Consider the following 16,598-nt stretch of genomic DNA (forward strand, 5'->3'; position numbering starts at 1 on the left):
CCCTCCCTTATTTAATCATTTCTCTTCTATTCGTCTTTATCATAATTTCAACAAAAATTAAAATGAATAAACTTCCATATAAACATATAATTTGAAATAAAATTGGCACGAGATCTTCCGATGTAAATGTTTTAAACACTAACATAATTGAAAGTGGAATAATTAAATATAAGTTTTTAAACCATCCATTAAAATACATATTTACCGCTACTGTAATAATAAAAATACCACCAGCCAATAAATAACTTTGCATTTGAGTGAATATAAACATTTTTGTAGGATATATCACATCTAGTACCATAATAACTCCCATTAAAAACATTGGCGCTATCATTACTAAAAACCACATAGAAAACCACGTTTTTGAAAAACTTGTTACAAAAGTCATTTTGCGAAGTAGAAAATTAGGACCTATAACAACTAAAATAAATGAAAAACTATAACCGATACACTGAATAAGTGAAATCTGTAACATTCCATGATTCACTATTAAGATAGAAGCAATAATCCAAAACGATACGATATTCATTACTGTAAAACCAATTTGCTTCCACGTTTCCTGTCTATCTCTTTCCATCACTTTTACAAGTTCATTTGCATATTCTTTCGGTGAGCTTCCGAAAATATCTTCTACACTTTTCCCATCACTCTCACCCTCAATTAAATGGAGTTCCGCATCTTCTATAAAATTTTCAATATCGCTTTCTTTCACACTCTTTGCCGTCAAAAATAATCTCATATCTAACAAAAACTTTCGCGCTTCACTTGATAGCATTATTTTCTCCTTCCCTTCCCTTCAAGTAGACGTTCTACACTACTTTGCATCGTTTCCCAGCGATCCATAAATTCATCAAGTGCTTCCTCGCCTTTTTCTGTTAATGTATAATATTTTCTCTTTGGACCAGATGGAGATTCCTTCATTACGCTTGTTATTAGTCCTTCTTTTTGCATTCGTATTAATAACGGATAAATACTTCCCTCACTCGCCATTGTAAAACCATACTTCGCTAGCTTTTCACTCATTTCATAACCGTATATTTCGCCTTCAGAAATAATAGCAAGTAAGCATCCTTCTAAAATCCCTTTCAGCATTTGACTTGTCGACATAATTCAAATCCTCCTACTATCTTGCTTTACAAGATAGATAAGCGTAAGTATCTTGCTTTACAAAATAGTATAGCAAAGACTATTTTGCAAAACAAGATAGCTAACGATATTTTTTCCAAATGTTTGCAGGAATTTCATTATAGCTTCTCTAAATAGAGCACTATGAAAACTTTATTATGAAGGGATGTTTTTCATCATGGTTACAAATCGAGTTGTCTTTTTAACAGGTGCTGCAAGTGGCATTGGTTATGAAATGGGAAAGGCTTTTGCAAAAGAAGGTGCAAAAGTTGTGATTACCGATCGGCTTGAAGAACGTGCAAAAGAAGCTGCTGAACAATTACAAAATGAAGGTTTTCAAGCTATCGGTTTAAAATGTGACGTTACATCTGAAGAGGAAATTACAGCAGCAATTTCTCAAACAGTTGATCATTTCGGTTCATTACATATATTAATTAACAACGCAGGAATGCAACACGTTTCACCCATTGAAGACTTTCCAACTGAAAAGTTCGAGCTACTAATTCAAATTATGCAAATTGCTCCGTTTATTGCAATTAAGCATGCCTTTCCGATTATGAAACAACAAAAATATGGTCGTATTATTAATGTCGCTTCTATTAACGGCCTTGTCGGGTTTGCTGGAAAAGCTGCCTACAATAGTGCAAAACATGGCGTAATTGGATTAACAAAAGTTGCCGCTTTAGAAGGTGCTACGCATGGTATTACTGTTAATGCCCTTTGCCCTGGTTATGTTGATACCCCCCTTGTACGTAATCAACTACAAGACTTAGCTACTACACGAAATGTACCACTTGAAAATGTTTTAGAAGATGTTATTTATCCACTCGTTCCACAAAAGCGCTTATTACAAGTACAAGAAATTGCAGATTATGCGATGTTTTTAGCGAGTGAAAAAGCTAAAGGTATAACTGGTCAAGCTGTCGTTATCGATGGTGGTTATACCGCTCAATAAAAATAAAGTTTGCTCAAGAAGAGCAAACTTTATTTTTTATCCCGAGGATCTTCGTACTTTAGTAATTGCCGCGGGAGCTTCTCAATTGCAACAATTACCCCCTCTAATTTACTTTCAATACGGTGGAGTAAATATAATGTTACAACAATCGGAAACCCTACATTACCTATCATCTTGATCCACTCTTCCATCCTCTTCCCCTCCTTTCATTATATAAGTAAGAGAAAACACTGCATTTAGGCATAAAAAAACAAGCTATTATGTATTAGCTTGTTTTTCAAATAATGATGCAATTTCTCGTTTATAGTCCCCGCGTATAATACCTTTCTCAGTAATAATTCCTGTAATTAATTCATTCGGCGTTATATCAAATGCTGGATTATAAACATCCGTTCCAATTGGTGCTACTTGTTTTCCAAAGATTTTCGTAACTTCTGTTTCATCTCTTTCTTCAATAATAATTTCAGCTCCAGTTTCTTTCGTAACATCAAATGTTGACAGTGGAGCAGCAACGTAAAATGGGATATTAAAGTGCTTTGCTAAAATAGCTAAATTCATTGTCCCTATTTTATTTGCCGTATCTCCATTTGCGACAATTCGATCCGCCCCTACAATAATTGCATTTATTTCTTTCGTTTGAATAGCATGAGCTGCAGTATTATCTGTAATAAGGGTCACATCAATATTTGCTTGCTTCAATTCCCACGTCGTTAAGCGACCACCTTGTAAAACTGGTCTCGTTTCACACGCATATGCATGTAAACGCACACCTTTCTCTTTTCCAATATAAAAGGGAGCTAATGCAGTTCCATATCTGGCAGTTGCGATACTTCCAGCGTTACAGATTGTTAAAATATTATCGCCATCTTTAAAACATGTTAACGCATATTCCCCAATATTTCGGCACACCTCTTCATCTTCCTGCTGAATGCGAAGCGCTTCTTCTTCTAATATTTTTTGTGCTTCTTTTATTGTAGTAATCTCTCGAATAGATTCTCTCATACGATCAATTGCCCAAAATAAATTTACTGCCGTTGGGCGTGATGTCCCTAAATAGTTACAGTCTCTATTAAACTTCTTTTGAAATTCTTCGATATGTAAAGTATTATATTTTTTCGCTGCAAGCGCCAAACCAAATGCAGCTACAATTCCAATTGCAGGCGCTCCGCGTACTTCTAACATTATGATACTTTTCCAAACCTCTTCAATAGTCGTTAATGTTTTGTATTCTGTGCTATGTGGCAATTTCGTTTGATTTAATACCGCAATTGCATCACCTTTCCAACTTACAGATCTCGGAACAGTAACGATTGTACTCATACTTTTACACCCCTTGAAACTGTCTGTTGAAATAATGTTCGAAACAGTTGAATATCAGCACTTTTAGATTCATATTTTATTAGTTCTTTTCCTAAGGATAGCGCTTGTTTCTTAGCTTGAATTCTTGTTTCTTTATTTTCTATTTCATCTAAATCTGCTACATGAGCTAAACCAATTGTTCTACGAATTAGTTCACATCCGGCAAATCCAACAGCATCAGTAAAGATATTTTGCAAAATAATTGGTAACCATTGTTTTTCTTTCGTATATGCTTCTACACCTTCCCCAATCCATAACTTTGTAAAAGTCTCTACAAAATAACTCCACGTCTTTTCTATATGAAAAAATAGTACTCTTCTCTTTTCTTCTTCTCTAGATAAAGCATTTAATAATAGATTTGCAATAAATTGACCTATGTCAAATCCAAATGGGCCATATGTCGCAAATTCTGGATCAATCACTTTCGTTTCAGAAGGTGACGAAAAAATACTACCAGTATGTAAATCACCATGAATAAGAGTTTCTTTTCTTGTTAAGAACTTATATTTATATTGTGCTACTTTTAGTTTTAAAGTTTTATCACTCCAAAGTTCATCAACCACGAGCTGTAAATCTGGCTCATAATCATTTGTATCATAATGTCCAAATGGATCTGTAAACACTAAATCCTCTGTAATTTTACAAAGGTCCGGATTTACAAAGGTACCTTCTAGTACCCTCTTCTCTTCTGACTGTAAACCAAAATCTGAAGTGTAAAATAAAACATGTGCTAGAAAACGACCAATATGCTGGGATAAAAGCGGATATTCTTCTCCGTCTATTAATCCTTTTCTTGTAATTGTTAGTCTTGATAAGTCTTCTATTACCGTTATCGCTAGCTCTTCATCATGACTGTACACTACTGGAACATAATCCGGTACATACTGCGCAAAAATTTGCAGTGCCTTTCTTTCAATCGTTGCTCTTTTTATAGACAATGGCCAGCTTTCACCAACTATTTTAGCATAAGGCAGTGCTTGTTTTATTATAATGGATTTCTCTCCATCATCTAATTTGAACACGTAATTTAAGTTTCCATCTCCAATTTCATGACAAATGACATTTGCCTTCTCTTCAAAATAGCCATGATCTTTCGCATATTGTACAGCTGTTATTTCTGTTAATGAATAATATCCCATCGTCTTCTCCCCCTTTTTAAATTCAGAGGTTTTTCTAACATAGAAAAACCTCTTTCCACTAAGAAAGAGGTTTGAAGTTTATCTTCTCCCCTCTTATCTGCCAGAAAGTTTTACTTTCTGCTGGAATTAGCACCGTGCCTTTTGGCGTAATAAACGCCCCATTTCACAATGGTATTACGGTCGGTTGCTGGGCTTCATCGGGCCAAATCCCTCCACCTGCTCTTGATAAGAGTTGTATAATTTTTTGAATTTTTAACTTTATGTTGAAGACTATACCAAGAATAAAAATCACTTGTCAACATTTTATTTGTATAATTCTGGACGGCGATCCGCAAAAACTGGAATTCCTTTACGTACTTCTTTAATTTTCTCGAATACAAGCTCTCCAAATAAAATTGATTCCTCTTCATTCGCCTCTACTACAACTTCACCCCAAGGATCCACAATTAAAGAATGACCTGCAAACACATTATTCGAATCCTTTCCTGCTCTATTACACGCAACAACATAACATTGATTTTCAACTGCTCTTGCTTGCAATAGCAAACGCCAATGTGCTAAACGAACTAATGGCCATTCAGCTACAACAAATAATACTTTTGCCCCTTTAGCAGTATGGACACGCATCCACTCTGGAAAACGAATGTCATAACAAATTGTTCCAGCGCATTCAACATCATCTAGCTTAAATTCGCCCGTACCATTACCAGCTATTAAATATTTATGTTCATCCATAAGCTGAAATAAATGTACTTTACTATATTCGTTGACTAGCTGTCCTTCATTATTTACAACATACATCGTATTTGTAACGCCTTGATCCGTTTGCTTCGCTATGGACCCACCAACAATATGTACATTATATTGCTTCGCCCATTCTATTAACTTTTCTTTCGTTTCCACTCCATCCTTATCTGCAATTTCAGAAAGTCTCGTTAAATCATATCCTGTTGTCCATAGTTCTGGTAAGACGATAACATCTGGCCTTTCCTTCATAGCTTCGCTTATTTTATTTTTAGCATTTTCAATATTTTTTTCTACCTCTCCAAAAACAATATCCATTTGAATACATGCGACTTTCATTTTTTCAGCCCCATTCTTATTTTTCTCTTTACAAAATACTGGAAAGATTATATCATTTGTCACTAGAATTGTAACAACTTTCAAAAGAGGTGGAAAGTATGAAATTATTTCAACCTTCTGAGATAGTAACATCATTGCCAACACAATTTTTCGCTTCACTTGTTGCAAAAGTTAACAAAGTCGTTGCAGCTGGTCACGATGTTATTAATCTAGGTCAAGGTAATCCAGATCAACCAACACCGCAGCATATCGTAAAAGCTTTACAAAATGCTGCCGAAAAGACCATTCATCATAAATATCCGCCATTTCGCGGACATGAAAGCTTAAAGGAAGCCGTGGCTACATTCTATAAACGTGAATACGGCGTCGAATTAAACCCAAAAACTGAAGTTGCTATTTTGTTTGGCGGGAAGGCTGGACTAGTAGAATTACCGATTTGTTTTACAAATCCTGGTGATACGATTCTCGTTCCGGATCCAGGTTATCCAGATTATTTATCCGGGGTTGCTTTAGCAAAAGCACACTTTGAAACAATGCCGCTTATTGCAGAAAATAACTTTTTACCAGATTATACGAACATTGATGACTCTATTGCAGAGCGTGCAAAATTAATGTTTTTAAACTATCCAAATAATCCTACCGGTGCTACTGCATCAAAAGATTTTTTTGATGAAACCATTCACTTTGCTAATAAACATAATATATTAGTTGTTCACGATTTTGCTTATGGCGCTATCGGATTTGATGGTCAAAAGCCTGTTAGTTTCTTGCAAGCAGATGGTGCGAAAGATATAGGAATTGAAATTTACACATTATCAAAAACTTTCAATATGGCTGGCTGGCGCATCGCTTTTGCTGTAGGGAATGAAAGTGTGATTGAAACAATTAACCTATTACAAGATCATATGTATGTTAGTATATTCGGTGCAGTTCAAGATGCTGCTCGAGAAGCGCTATTAAGTTCACAGTCTTGCGTAATAGACCTTGTAAATAGTTACGAATCTCGAAGAAACGCTCTTATTTCAGCCTGTCACTCAATTGGTTGGAATGTAGACATTCCAAAAGGATCATTCTTTGCATGGCTTCCCGTTCCAAAAGGATATACCTCTGAGCAATTTTCTGATATTTTACTAGAAAAAGCACATGTCGCAGTTGCTCCTGGTGTTGGATTTGGTGAGCATGGGGAAGGGTATGTCCGTGTTGGTCTCTTGCATGCAGAAGATAGATTACGAGAAGCCATTAATCGAATTGATAAATTAAATTTTTTCAAAAAGTAATTGACAACACGAAAAATATCTGACAAAATTCAGTTATCTTAAAAATTTAAACATTTCTAAATACTTCTTATCAAGAGCAGGTGGAGGGACGAGCCCGACGAAACCCGGCAACCGATCTACAATTGTAGACACGGTGCTAATTCTCGCAGCATTACGCTGACAGATAAGGAGCTGGTTGTAAAAAAACCTCTCCTTAGCTGAGAGGTTTTTTTATTTAACTAGGAGGTTATAACAATGAGCGGAATTATAGCGACGTATTTAATCCATGATGATTCACATAACTTAGAAAAAAAAGCTGAGCAAATTGCACTCGGTTTAACAATTGGCTCTTGGACTCATTTGCCACACTTATTGCAAGAACAATTAAAGCAGCATAAAGGCAACGTCATTCATGTTGAGGAATTAGCTGAACATGAATATACCAACTCGTATTTACGTAAAAAAGTAAAACGCGGAATTATTAAAATCGAATATCCGCTATTAAACTTCAGTCCAGATTTACCAGCGATTTTAACGACTACATTTGGAAAGCTATCACTTGATGGCGAAGTAAAACTAATTGACTTAACTTTTTCAGACGAGTTAAAAAAACATTTTCCTGGTCCAAAATTCGGGATAGATGGTATTCGAAATCTTTTACAAGTGCATGATCGTCCCCTTTTAATGAGTATTTTTAAAGGAATGATTGGACGAAACATTGGGTATTTAAAAACGCAATTACGCGATCAAGCAATTGGTGGTGTAGATATAGTAAAAGATGATGAAATATTATTTGAAAATGCATTAACACCACTTACGAAACGCATTGTATCTGGAAAAGAAGTTTTACAATCTGTCTACGAAACATACGGTCATAAAACGTTATATGCCTTAAATTTAACAGGACGAACTTTTGATTTAAAAGAAAATGCTAAACGTGCAGTGCAAGCTGGAGCTGATATTCTATTATTTAACGTATTTGCTTACGGACTAGATGTACTACAATCACTTGCAGAAGATGATGAAATCCCAGTTCCTATTATGGCACATCCTGCTGTAAGTGGTGCTTATTCAGCATCCAAGTTATATGGAGTTTCATCACCATTATTACTTGGAAAGCTACTACGTTATGCTGGGGCTGACTTTTCATTATTCCCATCTCCATACGGAAGTGTTGCGCTAGAAAAAGAGGAGGCTCTTGCTATCTCAAAATATTTAACTGAAGACGATGCATTTTTCAAGAAGAGCTTTTCTGTTCCGTCTGCTGGTATTCATCCTGGTTTCGTTCCCTTTATTGTACGAGATTTCGGTAAAGATGTTGTTATTAATGCTGGCGGCGGGATACACGGACATCCAAATGGAGCGCAAGGCGGCGGTAAAGCTTTCCGTACTGCAATTGATGCTACTTTGCAAAATAAACCACTCCATGAAGTAGACGACATAAATTTGCATAGTGCACTACAAATATGGGGAAATCCCTCTTATGAGGTGAAATTATGAGTATTCAAGTATTTTGTGATTTCGATGGCACGATTACAAATAATGATAACATTATGTCCATTATGGAAAAATTCGCACCACCAGAAGCCGAAGAAGTAAAGAATAAAATTTTATCACAAGAACTATCCATTCAAGAAGGTGTTTCTCAATTATTTCAATTCATACCTACTAATCTGCACGATGATATTATTCAATTTTTAATAGAAACTGCTGAAATCCGTAGTGGTTTTCATGAGTTTATACAATTCGTAAAGAAAAATAACATTTCTTTTTACGTGATATCAGGTGGAATGGATTTCTTCGTCTATCCACTCTTACATGGAATCATTCCAAAAGAGCAAATTTATTGTAATGAAACAGACTTTTCAGCAGAGTTTATTACAGTTAAATGGCCTCATTCTTGTGATGATCATTGTCAAAATCATTGCGGATTATGTAAATCATCATTAATCCGTAAATTAAGTGATACAAATGACTTTCATATTGTAATTGGAGATTCTATTACTGATTTACAAGCCGCGAAACAAGCTGATAAAGTATTCGCTCGCGATTTTCTTATTACAAAGTGTGAAGAAAATCATATTGCTTATACACCGTTTGAAACATTTCAAGATGTGCAAGCTGAATTAAAACTTTTGTTGGAGGTGAAGGCATGAAACAACTTTTTCGTCAATGGTATGACTTAAGCGAGTTAAAAAAAGAGTTAACAACACGAAATTGGTTTCCAGCAACAAGTGGTAATATTTCTATAAAGGTTAGCCATGAACCACTTACTTTTCTTATTACAGCAAGCGGTAAAGATAAAACAAAAACCACTCCAGATGATTTTCTATTAGTAGATCATGTAGGAGTTCCCGTTTTAGAGACTGAATTACGCCCTTCAGCAGAAACAATATTGCATACACACATTTATAACAATACGAATGCCGGGTGCGTACTTCATGTTCATACAACTGATAATAATGTCATCACAAATTTATATAGTGATGCAGTCACCCTTCAAAATCAAGAAATTATTAAAGCTCTCGATATTTGGGAAGAAGGTGCAACAATTCAAATTCCTATTATTGAAAACCATGCCCATATCCCAACGCTTGGAGAAAACTTCCGAAAGCATATACAAGGAGATTCGGGTGCAGTATTAATCCGTAACCACGGTATTACCGTATGGGGTCGAGATAGCTTTGATGCAAAGAAGAGATTAGAAGCTTATGAGTTTTTATTCCAATTTCATATAAAACTATTATCAATTCAAGGAGGCGTTTCTAATGGCGCAAATTCGTATTCATGAAGTAAATACTCGTATTGAAAATGAAGTGGAAGTATCTAAATTTCTACAAGAGGAAGGCGTTTTATATGAGAAATGGAATATTTCTAAACTTCCTACTCATTTAAATGAAAATTATTCTTTAACAGATGAAAACAAAGCTGAAGTATTAGCTGTGTTTTCAAAAGAAATCGCTGATGTTTCAGCACGCCGTGGTTATAAAGCACATGATGTAATTTCACTTTCAAATAGCACCCCTAACCTTGACGAATTATTAATTAATTTCCAAAAGGAACACCATCATACAGATGACGAAGTTCGTTTTATCGTCAGTGGTCATGGCATTTTCGCTATTGAAGGTAAAGATGGGAAATTCTTTGATGTTGAACTTGAGCCAGGCGATTTAATATCTGTTCCTGAAAATGCAAGACATTATTTTACCTTGCAAGATGATCGCCAAGTTGTAGCTATTCGTATTTTTGTGACAACTGAAGGCTGGGTTCCAATCTATTAAGGTAGTTAGTTGAATAAAAGGACTTGGACCCCCTTTTCCAAACTTTTATTCACTCTACATATATACATCCTCCTATGGAACAGGCTTATTTCATTTTGAAATAAGCCTGATTTTTTATTTACTTGAAAGTACCATTTCATCACAAGTTTAACACCTTGATTTTTCAAGTGCATTTTTTGAACATTTTTTGAATTTTTTCTGAAAATTCTGTTTTATATGTGATATACTACAATTAACTAAGAAGGAAAATAATATCGCAAACAGAGGGGGATAATCATGAGCTTACTTATCGCACTTATACTTGGAGTTACATGTGGAGCATTTCCTGTTATTTTAGGAGCTATTATGGAAGAGTTAGAAATTGGTGTTTTAGGATTTGTCGCATCTTGTGTAAGCGCTTTATTTTTTGGTTTATTCGGCGCTATTCCTGTTTCAATTCTGTGTGCTTTTTATATAATACGCCATGCTCGTACAAAACAATTTGGCCCTAATCACATCGCACAAATTATCCCGTTCCCGGTTGAACGATGCCGCCGGGCTTCTAACTTATAATTATAAAAATTAAAGATGACTAAATAAATAAAAGTCCTCATTTGAGGACTTTTATTTATTTTCTTCTAGAAATTGAAACAATTCTTGTAAATGTAGGGCATCTTCACCATAGCTAACAGATACATGAAATATGCCGTCAATCTCAGCTTGCATATAAAGATCCACTCCATCACGATCATATTTCAATGCTAAATAAAACTCCATTTCTTCTAACATCTTTTTTGAGGTTCGAATTACATAATGCCCCTTCTCATCTCTTCCATATTCAAATTCTGGTTCAAAATCATATTTTTGTTTAAAAGCTTCTTTTTGTCTTTCATTAATTTGCATACAAGTAGCTCGCTGTACAGTATCAATCATCTCATCAAACTTTTGAAGGTCCACCTCGTTTACCCCCTTATATATTTTTTATATAATACTTGTGTTCCACTATTTTCTTCGCCATCCTTAATTAACTCTTCATACAATTCTTTCGCCAAACTTAAGCCTGGGACTGGTAATTGTAATTTTTCTGCTTCCTCTAAAGCAATTTTCATATCTTTCATAAAATGCTTTACATAAAATCCTGGCTCAAAGTCTCCTTTTAACATTCGAGGAGCTAAATTACTTAATGACCAGCTACCTGCTGCCCCTGTTGAAATACTCTCTAACACTTTATCTGGATTCAGTCCAGCCTTCTTCGCGTAAGCAACAGCTTCACATACTCCAATCATATTGGAAGCAATGGCAATTTGATTACACATTTTTGTATGTTGTCCACTCCCAGCTGGTCCTTGTAATTGAATGTTTGTTCCTAACTTTTCAAGTAAAGGTAAGCATCTATCATATATTTCTTTCTCTCCACCTACCATAATTGCGAGTTTTGCTTCTTTCGCGCCAACATCTCCTCCTGAGACAGGTGCATCTAACGTATATATTTTTTTACTTTTTGCAACTTCATTAATACGTTTTGCTAAAGTAGGTGTAGATGTCGTAAAGTCAATTGCTATCGTACCTTCTTTTGCATGTTCTATAATTCCTTCTATACCAAAATACACTTCTTCTACATCATGTGGATATCCAACCATTGTCATTACAATATCAACTTGCTTCACTAACTCTTTTGGCGTATCACACCAATGTGCACCAGCTTGCACTAAAGAATCTGTTTTTGCTTTCGTTCTATTATATACATATACTTTATGACCATCTTGCATTAAGTGATAAACCATACTTTTTCCCATTACGCCAATACCAATGAAACCTATTGATACAGTTTTATGTTCCATTTTCTCATCCCCTTTGTTCTAATAAATCATTTACCATCTTTCGGAACTCTTTATTAAAGTCATCATCCATACTATTTTTCACATTTGAAAATAACATAACAAAAATTCCTTTTTCTTTATTAAAATTATTGAAAGTGTTCCAACCAGATAATACACCATGATTATGAAAATAATCTGGATATATATAAAAACTAAATGCATATTTCCGTTCTGCTGAAGGCGAAAACATTGCTTGTATACTTTGTTCAGAAAGAAGTTTTCCATTTATAATAGCTTCGTCTAACTTCTTCATATCTCCAACTGTCGTATACATCTCACCACAACCATATAGCCAATCCATGCCTAACTTCTGCGCTGGTACAAGATCTTGATTTTTTTTCACATAACCCTTTGCAAAATTTTTATCTCCAGGTACCATATTTCCCATACCGGATTCATGCATATCTACTTTTAAAAATATGTTTTCTTTTATGTAATCTCCTAAAGGTTTTTTGGAGATATGTTCTATTATATAAGCAAGAACCATATAATTATAATCTGTATATCTCCAACCTGTTCCTGCAGGAAATTCTAAATTTTGACGTCCAATCCAATTAATTAACTGTAAACGGGAAGCAGCATTCACATTTCCTTTCGCATGTTCAGGTAAACCAGAGGTATGCGTTAATAAATGATATAGTGTAATATTTTTATTCTCCGGAAATGAAGGAATATATTTATTTACATTATCTTGAATATTCAATTTACCTTGTTCTTGCAACTGTAAAATAGATGTGGCAACAACTGTTTTCGTAATAGAACCGATACGATATTTTGTTTGAGGGGTATTTTCTATTTTATTTTGAACATCAGCATACCCATATCCTTTATTCAATATAACACGCTCTTTATCTGTTACCAAAACTGTTCCATTAAATTGCTTTCCGACTAAATATTGATCTAATTTTTGAGATATACTAGCATAATCAATTTGTTGTTCTTCTTTTTCTTCTATATTCCCTTGTACTTCCGATTCAATAGTAGGATTCACTTTAGTTGTTAATACAGTGTTTTCCTTTATATTGGGGCTAACAAGAAAATAGTATACTCCGCTGCCAACTATAGCAGACAGTGAAGCCATCACCATTACTTTTTTTATCATATTGATCCTCCATAATTCCTTCGCTAAAAATTATCCCCCCTATTCTATTATCAAACAATAAAAAAAAATCGCAACAATTTGTTGCGAAAAATTACATTTTTTCTTTTCTATACACACATACTTGATTCTTTCCATTTTTTTTCGCTTCATATAATGCAATGTCCGCTCGTTGCATTAATTCTTCTCTTGTAGTTCCTTGTTCATATAACGCAACTCCAAAGCTAGCCGTTAACTTCGAAATTCCAGTAAATTGCTTTGTTTCAATAAAGAATCGTAATGACTCCGCAACTTGAAATGCTTCCTTTTCTACTGTATTTGTCACTAATATAATGAATTCTTCTCCTCCCCATCTTGCAAATACATGTTGCTGCTCCACTTTAGATTTCATAAGCTCTGCAAGTTGTATTAATGCTAAATCGCCAAAATCATGACCATATGTGTCATTAACTGTTTTAAAATTATCTATATCAAATAAAATGATTGCTATTTTCTCATCACTACGTATTACCTTTTCCCATTCTACCTCTAGTATTTGTTGAAACTTTAAACGATTATAAATCTCTGTCAATGAATCTATCATAGCAAGTCTTTCTTGTTCTTGATAGATTTCATCTAATTCTGTAATTTCCGTGCACTTTACAATAAATCTTGATAAATCTTCTGGCAATGGTGTCGCACGTAATAGAAAAGTAGATACTGCCCCTTCATAATTTAACATCTTAATTCTTCTACCACTAGATAAAGTATCGTCTAGCCATGTTATATCATGCGTCGTCGAGTAGTATCCATTTTCTCTAATAAAATGTTCAGCAAATACTAAATGTTGCTCACGATAGGCAAACAAATTTTCATATCCGAAAAAAGCTAAAAAATTTGTATTACAATCAACTATTTCATCATCTTCTACTATAAATAATAGATCATTTTGAAAATCAAACATCGTTTGAAGCAATTCCTGCTGCAAACTAACTTGCCTTACTAAAGAAAGTTGATACAAACTCTTATTCACTTCCTCTAACACTGCTTGCGGAGTTACAGGAGCTATTACAATATTACGTATTCCTAATGCAAGTACATCTGTGAATTCTTTTGTTATTTGTTGATCCCAAATGACAATGAATGTACTGTGCGGAGTATACATATTCTTTATATATTTTATTTGAGAATAATCTGTTACATACGTAATGATAATGTGTGGTTTCGTTCTTTGAAATAATAGTTCGCCCTCTTCAAAACTATTTGCTATAAACATACATTTGGGATGGATATTTTCTACCGTTTGTTGATGCTTACATCCATTTTCTATATAAAGGACATTTAACTGCAGATCTTGTAACACATTTTGGAAAACCGTATTCTCTAATAAAAAATGTAGTATGTTCATCACTAGTCTTCACTCACTTCATATATCTTGTTCTACTGAATTCCTCACAAACTTTTTTAAAAGACTGGTCTCCAATAAACTTTAATTTGTGAGAGATACATATTAACAAGCTAATTGAGAATGTTATCTTCGCTTTTCACTCTATAAATTCCTTTTTTAGTGTATGATTGTAGGAATTGTATCGTTTGTATGAATGCCCTAGCTAATTTTTAAAACTTGACAATTAAAATAAAGATATTATATTCTTAAATTCGATAACTTACAAAATGTAAGTAGTGTATATTATTTTTTTGAAGATAATTCGATATACAATTTGGAGGATATACAATGACAAACGACAACTTTTTTGATGTTCTATATGAACGCACATCAACACGTGCATTCAACCCAAATAAAGAAATCTCATCTACAGAATTACATGAGATTTTAAAAGCCGCAGCACAAGCACCTTCCGCTTGGAACTTACAACACTGGAAATTCCTTGTTTTTCAAGGTGAAGATGTACAAAAACGATTACACCCAATAGCTTATAACCAACAACAAATTCTTGATGCTTCTGCAGTAGTCGCTATTTTAGGCGATTTAGAAGCTTATAAAAATGTTGAGCCGGTATATGGTCCAATTGTAGAACAAGGATTTATGAAAGAAGAAGCAAAAGAACGCTTAGCTAAAAATATTGAATCTGCATATGCTCGTGAACAATTCCCAAGAGATGCTGCCTTTTCAAATGCATCTTTAGCAGCAATGCAACTTATGCTTGCAGCTAAAGCAACTGGTTGGGATACTTGTGCTATTGGTGGCTTCAATCCACAAGCACTGACAGACGAATTTAACGTTTCATCTCGTTACGTTCCAATTATGCTTATTACAATTGGTGAATCAACTTTAAAAGGCCACCCTGCACCTCGCATGAGCGTAGAGCAAGTGAGTGAGTGGGCAAAATAATAAAAAACGAAGGTAACTACGTTGCCTTCGTTTTTTTATTTCCTGTCATACTTTTGTAATATTACTACAAATCATTCGACATTTATACTTATGGAAAAGTATATTCTATTCCCTCCTCATAAATAAACGTGACGTTTCGTGTCGAATTTTGTTAAGGTGTTGAAATATACCTGTGTATTTTTGTTACAATTGTGATACAATGATAACAAATAGATAACAAGAGAGGGATTTTCATTGAGTTCATACGGAAGCTTTATCGCACTTTTATGTTACATAGTAACTGTACTGCTTCTATATTTTATTGGTGATGCCGCAAACATCTCCATTTTACAATTTCCAAAAGAAGAAGCATTCCAATTAGAATCAGAAAAACATACTGCACGATCCATTGTGCCACTACTCCTAGCTCTTCCTGTATATATCATCGTTTTATATAAAAGTAAAAAAGTGTAAAGGCTACCCATTTCATTTATTTCGGTGGTTTTTACATTTTTTTGTTATATTCCCCCTATTTTAAACATCATTCCATACTAAACACCCAGCTAGTCATTTAAAATGAGAAAATCCCCTAGAAAAAATTCCACTCTCTGTCCAGTCACTAACTACCGAACTTACATAGATTATAAGTGTGAAGGGGGTGATGAGGATTATGTTTGGATCATTTGGATGCTGTGATAACTTTAGAGACTGTCATCATCGTGAAAGAGAGTGTGACCATCGCGAACATCGCGAGAAAGAGAGAGAAGTAGTTAGACCACAACAACCAGCTGTATGTAACGTACTTGCTAGCATTTCAGTTGGAACAGAGCTTTCTCTTTTAAGCATTAGAGGTAATGGCACTTTCAATAATGTAATTTTTGAAGGTTTCGCTAACGGTGTTGCTCTTTTCTCTGCTTTAGCTCGTAATAACAAAGACGACAAAGATAACAATAAAGACGATAAGAACAATCAAAATCGAAATACTTTTACTGGTATTTTACGTGTATGCCCAACTGATATCGTTGCAATCGCTATCTAATTCTGTCTCTTATCCTCAATAGTAAGCAAATAAGATTTACTTTTCTCATAGAAAAAACCTGAGACCGATTTCAAATCGGCTCAGGTTTTTTT

General features: G+C 34.4%; 20 protein-coding genes and 2 riboswitches. Of the genes, 10 read left to right on the forward strand and 10 right to left on the reverse strand.

Translation table 11 applies throughout. The annotated features are described in order from the left end of the window. Positions 1–7: 7 nt before the first annotated feature. Positions 8–775 (reverse strand): DUF1129 domain-containing protein, encoded by a 768-nt coding sequence (locus NST27_RS19700; RefSeq protein ID WP_000952884.1) that lies wholly within the window; start codon positions 773–775, stop codon positions 8–10. Further along, positions 775–1,107, reverse strand: a complete 333-nt coding sequence (locus NST27_RS19705) for a PadR family transcriptional regulator (RefSeq protein WP_000107982.1) — start codon at positions 1,105–1,107, stop codon at positions 775–777. Before NST27_RS19705 ends, NST27_RS19700 begins: the two co-directional genes overlap by 1 nt. 196 nt (positions 1,108–1,303) lie before the next feature. On the opposite strand from NST27_RS19705, the gene NST27_RS19710 reads away from it, so the two are divergent. Beyond that, positions 1,304–2,080: a 3-hydroxybutyrate dehydrogenase gene (locus NST27_RS19710; protein WP_000258428.1), complete on the forward strand. Its 777-nt coding sequence runs from the start codon at positions 1,304–1,306 to the stop codon at positions 2,078–2,080. 29 nt (positions 2,081–2,109) lie between these two features. Here NST27_RS19710 and NST27_RS19715 read toward each other — a convergent pair whose 3' ends face one another. From NST27_RS19715 to NST27_RS19730, 4 genes are all read right to left on the reverse strand, one after another. Next, the gene (locus NST27_RS19715) at positions 2,110–2,271 is read right to left on the reverse strand and encodes a YvrJ family protein (protein WP_000393336.1); all 162 of its coding nucleotides are present in this window, start codon (positions 2,269–2,271) and stop codon (positions 2,110–2,112) included. A 67-nt stretch (positions 2,272–2,338) separates the two neighbouring features. Continuing rightward, a complete protein-coding gene (gene mtnA / locus NST27_RS19720; RefSeq protein WP_000104601.1) occupies positions 2,339–3,400 on the reverse strand; it encodes an S-methyl-5-thioribose-1-phosphate isomerase in 1,062 nt (353 codons plus the stop codon). Continuing rightward, entirely contained in the window at positions 3,397–4,578 is a 1,182-nt protein-coding gene (gene mtnK, locus NST27_RS19725; protein WP_000542680.1) for an S-methyl-5-thioribose kinase, read from the reverse strand. The genes mtnA and mtnK overlap by 4 nt, the downstream gene beginning before the upstream one ends. A gap of 90 nt (positions 4,579–4,668) precedes the next feature. Next, positions 4,669–4,810, reverse strand: a riboswitch (SAM riboswitch). Positions 4,811–4,881: 71 nt separating this feature from the next. Continuing rightward, a complete protein-coding gene (locus NST27_RS19730; RefSeq protein WP_047387054.1) occupies positions 4,882–5,745 on the reverse strand; it encodes a carbon-nitrogen family hydrolase in 864 nt (287 codons plus the stop codon). Positions 5,746–5,759: 14 nt separating this feature from the next. Between NST27_RS19730 and NST27_RS19735 the strand changes: the two genes are divergently transcribed. The 6 genes from NST27_RS19735 to NST27_RS19760 all read left to right on the forward strand — a co-directional run bounded on the left by NST27_RS19735 (position 5,760) and on the right by NST27_RS19760 (position 10,750). Further along, the gene (locus NST27_RS19735) at positions 5,760–6,938 is read left to right on the forward strand and encodes a pyridoxal phosphate-dependent aminotransferase (RefSeq protein WP_000765543.1); all 1,179 of its coding nucleotides are present in this window, start codon (positions 5,760–5,762) and stop codon (positions 6,936–6,938) included. Between the two features lie 64 nt (positions 6,939–7,002). Then, a riboswitch (SAM riboswitch) is annotated at positions 7,003–7,108 on the forward strand. A 64-nt stretch (positions 7,109–7,172) separates the two neighbouring features. Beyond that, a complete protein-coding gene (gene mtnW / locus NST27_RS19740; protein WP_000014192.1) occupies positions 7,173–8,417 on the forward strand; it encodes a 2,3-diketo-5-methylthiopentyl-1-phosphate enolase in 1,245 nt (414 codons plus the stop codon). Beyond that, positions 8,414–9,073, forward strand: coding sequence for a 2-hydroxy-3-keto-5-methylthiopentenyl-1-phosphate phosphatase (locus tag NST27_RS19745; protein ID WP_000027457.1), 660 nt, complete (start codon positions 8,414–8,416; stop codon positions 9,071–9,073). Before mtnW ends, NST27_RS19745 begins: the two co-directional genes overlap by 4 nt. Further along, complete coding sequence (locus NST27_RS19750; protein ID WP_000811347.1) at positions 9,070–9,708, forward strand: methylthioribulose 1-phosphate dehydratase; 639 nt, start codon at positions 9,070–9,072, stop codon at positions 9,706–9,708. The genes NST27_RS19745 and NST27_RS19750 overlap by 4 nt, the downstream gene beginning before the upstream one ends. Beyond that, positions 9,686–10,198: a 1,2-dihydroxy-3-keto-5-methylthiopentene dioxygenase gene (locus NST27_RS19755; protein WP_047386750.1), complete on the forward strand. Its 513-nt coding sequence runs from the start codon at positions 9,686–9,688 to the stop codon at positions 10,196–10,198. Before NST27_RS19750 ends, NST27_RS19755 begins: the two co-directional genes overlap by 23 nt. A gap of 276 nt (positions 10,199–10,474) precedes the next feature. Beyond that, positions 10,475–10,750, forward strand: a complete 276-nt coding sequence (locus NST27_RS19760; RefSeq protein WP_000054658.1) for a hypothetical protein — start codon at positions 10,475–10,477, stop codon at positions 10,748–10,750. Between the two features lie 51 nt (positions 10,751–10,801). Here the strand turns inward: NST27_RS19760 and NST27_RS19765 are convergent, their stop codons facing one another. From NST27_RS19765 to NST27_RS19780, 4 genes are all read right to left on the reverse strand, one after another. After that, positions 10,802–11,134 carry a DUF3909 family protein gene (locus NST27_RS19765; protein WP_000365622.1) on the reverse strand — a complete coding sequence of 111 codons (333 nt, stop codon included), beginning with the start codon at positions 11,132–11,134 and terminating at the stop codon, positions 10,802–10,804. 5 nt (positions 11,135–11,139) lie between these two features. After that, a complete protein-coding gene (locus NST27_RS19770; RefSeq protein WP_000400471.1) occupies positions 11,140–12,018 on the reverse strand; it encodes an NAD(P)-dependent oxidoreductase in 879 nt (292 codons plus the stop codon). 4 nt (positions 12,019–12,022) lie between these two features. After that, a complete protein-coding gene (locus NST27_RS19775) occupies positions 12,023–13,159 on the reverse strand; it encodes a serine hydrolase domain-containing protein (RefSeq protein WP_000592905.1) in 1,137 nt (378 codons plus the stop codon). A gap of 91 nt (positions 13,160–13,250) precedes the next feature. After that, positions 13,251–14,543, reverse strand: a complete 1,293-nt coding sequence (locus tag NST27_RS19780; RefSeq protein WP_001023189.1) for a GGDEF domain-containing protein — start codon at positions 14,541–14,543, stop codon at positions 13,251–13,253. Positions 14,544–14,870: 327 nt separating this feature from the next. On the opposite strand from NST27_RS19780, the gene NST27_RS19785 reads away from it, so the two are divergent. From NST27_RS19785 to NST27_RS19795, 3 genes are all read left to right on the forward strand, one after another. Continuing rightward, positions 14,871–15,488 carry a nitroreductase family protein gene (locus tag NST27_RS19785; protein ID WP_000180372.1) on the forward strand — a complete coding sequence of 206 codons (618 nt, stop codon included), beginning with the start codon at positions 14,871–14,873 and terminating at the stop codon, positions 15,486–15,488. A gap of 234 nt (positions 15,489–15,722) precedes the next feature. Continuing rightward, positions 15,723–15,941: a hypothetical protein gene (locus tag NST27_RS19790; protein WP_000100485.1), complete on the forward strand. Its 219-nt coding sequence runs from the start codon at positions 15,723–15,725 to the stop codon at positions 15,939–15,941. A gap of 196 nt (positions 15,942–16,137) precedes the next feature. Continuing rightward, on the forward strand, positions 16,138–16,506 hold the full coding sequence (locus NST27_RS19795; RefSeq protein WP_000468038.1) for a DUF3915 domain-containing protein: 369 nt from the start codon (positions 16,138–16,140) through the stop codon (positions 16,504–16,506). Positions 16,507–16,598 lie beyond the last annotated feature (92 nt).

This window comes from Bacillus sp. FSL W8-0770, assembly GCF_038008705.1.
Taxonomy (GTDB): Bacteria; Bacillota; Bacilli; order Bacillales; family Bacillaceae_G; genus Bacillus_A; species Bacillus_A cereus.

Bases quoted from the DNA above. Each gene is read 5' to 3' on its own strand.
- NST27_RS19775 (WP_000592905.1), bottom strand. From the start codon at position 13,159: ATGATAAAAAAAGTAATGGTGATGGCTTCACTGTCTGCTATAGTTGGC.
- mtnA (WP_000104601.1), bottom strand. From the start codon at position 3,400: ATGAGTACAATCGTTACTGTTCCGAGATCTGTAAGTTGGAAAGGTGAT.
- NST27_RS19735 (WP_000765543.1), top strand. From the start codon at position 5,760: ATGAAATTATTTCAACCTTCTGAGATAGTAACATCATTGCCAACACAA.
- NST27_RS19700 (WP_000952884.1), bottom strand. From the start codon at position 775: ATGCTATCAAGTGAAGCGCGAAAGTTTTTGTTAGATATGAGATTATTT.
- NST27_RS19770 (WP_000400471.1), bottom strand. From the start codon at position 12,018: ATGGAACATAAAACTGTATCAATAGGTTTCATTGGTATTGGCGTAATG.
- NST27_RS19715 (WP_000393336.1), bottom strand. From the start codon at position 2,271: ATGGAAGAGTGGATCAAGATGATAGGTAATGTAGGGTTTCCGATTGTT.
- NST27_RS19710 (WP_000258428.1), top strand. From the start codon at position 1,304: ATGGTTACAAATCGAGTTGTCTTTTTAACAGGTGCTGCAAGTGGCATT.
- NST27_RS19705 (WP_000107982.1), bottom strand. From the start codon at position 1,107: ATGTCGACAAGTCAAATGCTGAAAGGGATTTTAGAAGGATGCTTACTT.
- NST27_RS19795 (WP_000468038.1), top strand. From the start codon at position 16,138: ATGTTTGGATCATTTGGATGCTGTGATAACTTTAGAGACTGTCATCAT.
- NST27_RS19760 (WP_000054658.1), top strand. From the start codon at position 10,475: ATGAGCTTACTTATCGCACTTATACTTGGAGTTACATGTGGAGCATTT.
- mtnK (WP_000542680.1), bottom strand. From the start codon at position 4,578: ATGGGATATTATTCATTAACAGAAATAACAGCTGTACAATATGCGAAA.
- mtnW (WP_000014192.1), top strand. From the start codon at position 7,173: ATGAGCGGAATTATAGCGACGTATTTAATCCATGATGATTCACATAAC.
- NST27_RS19755 (WP_047386750.1), top strand. From the start codon at position 9,686: ATGGCGCAAATTCGTATTCATGAAGTAAATACTCGTATTGAAAATGAA.
- NST27_RS19750 (WP_000811347.1), top strand. From the start codon at position 9,070: ATGAAACAACTTTTTCGTCAATGGTATGACTTAAGCGAGTTAAAAAAA.
- NST27_RS19745 (WP_000027457.1), top strand. From the start codon at position 8,414: ATGAGTATTCAAGTATTTTGTGATTTCGATGGCACGATTACAAATAAT.
- NST27_RS19780 (WP_001023189.1), bottom strand. From the start codon at position 14,543: ATGAACATACTACATTTTTTATTAGAGAATACGGTTTTCCAAAATGTG.
- NST27_RS19785 (WP_000180372.1), top strand. From the start codon at position 14,871: ATGACAAACGACAACTTTTTTGATGTTCTATATGAACGCACATCAACA.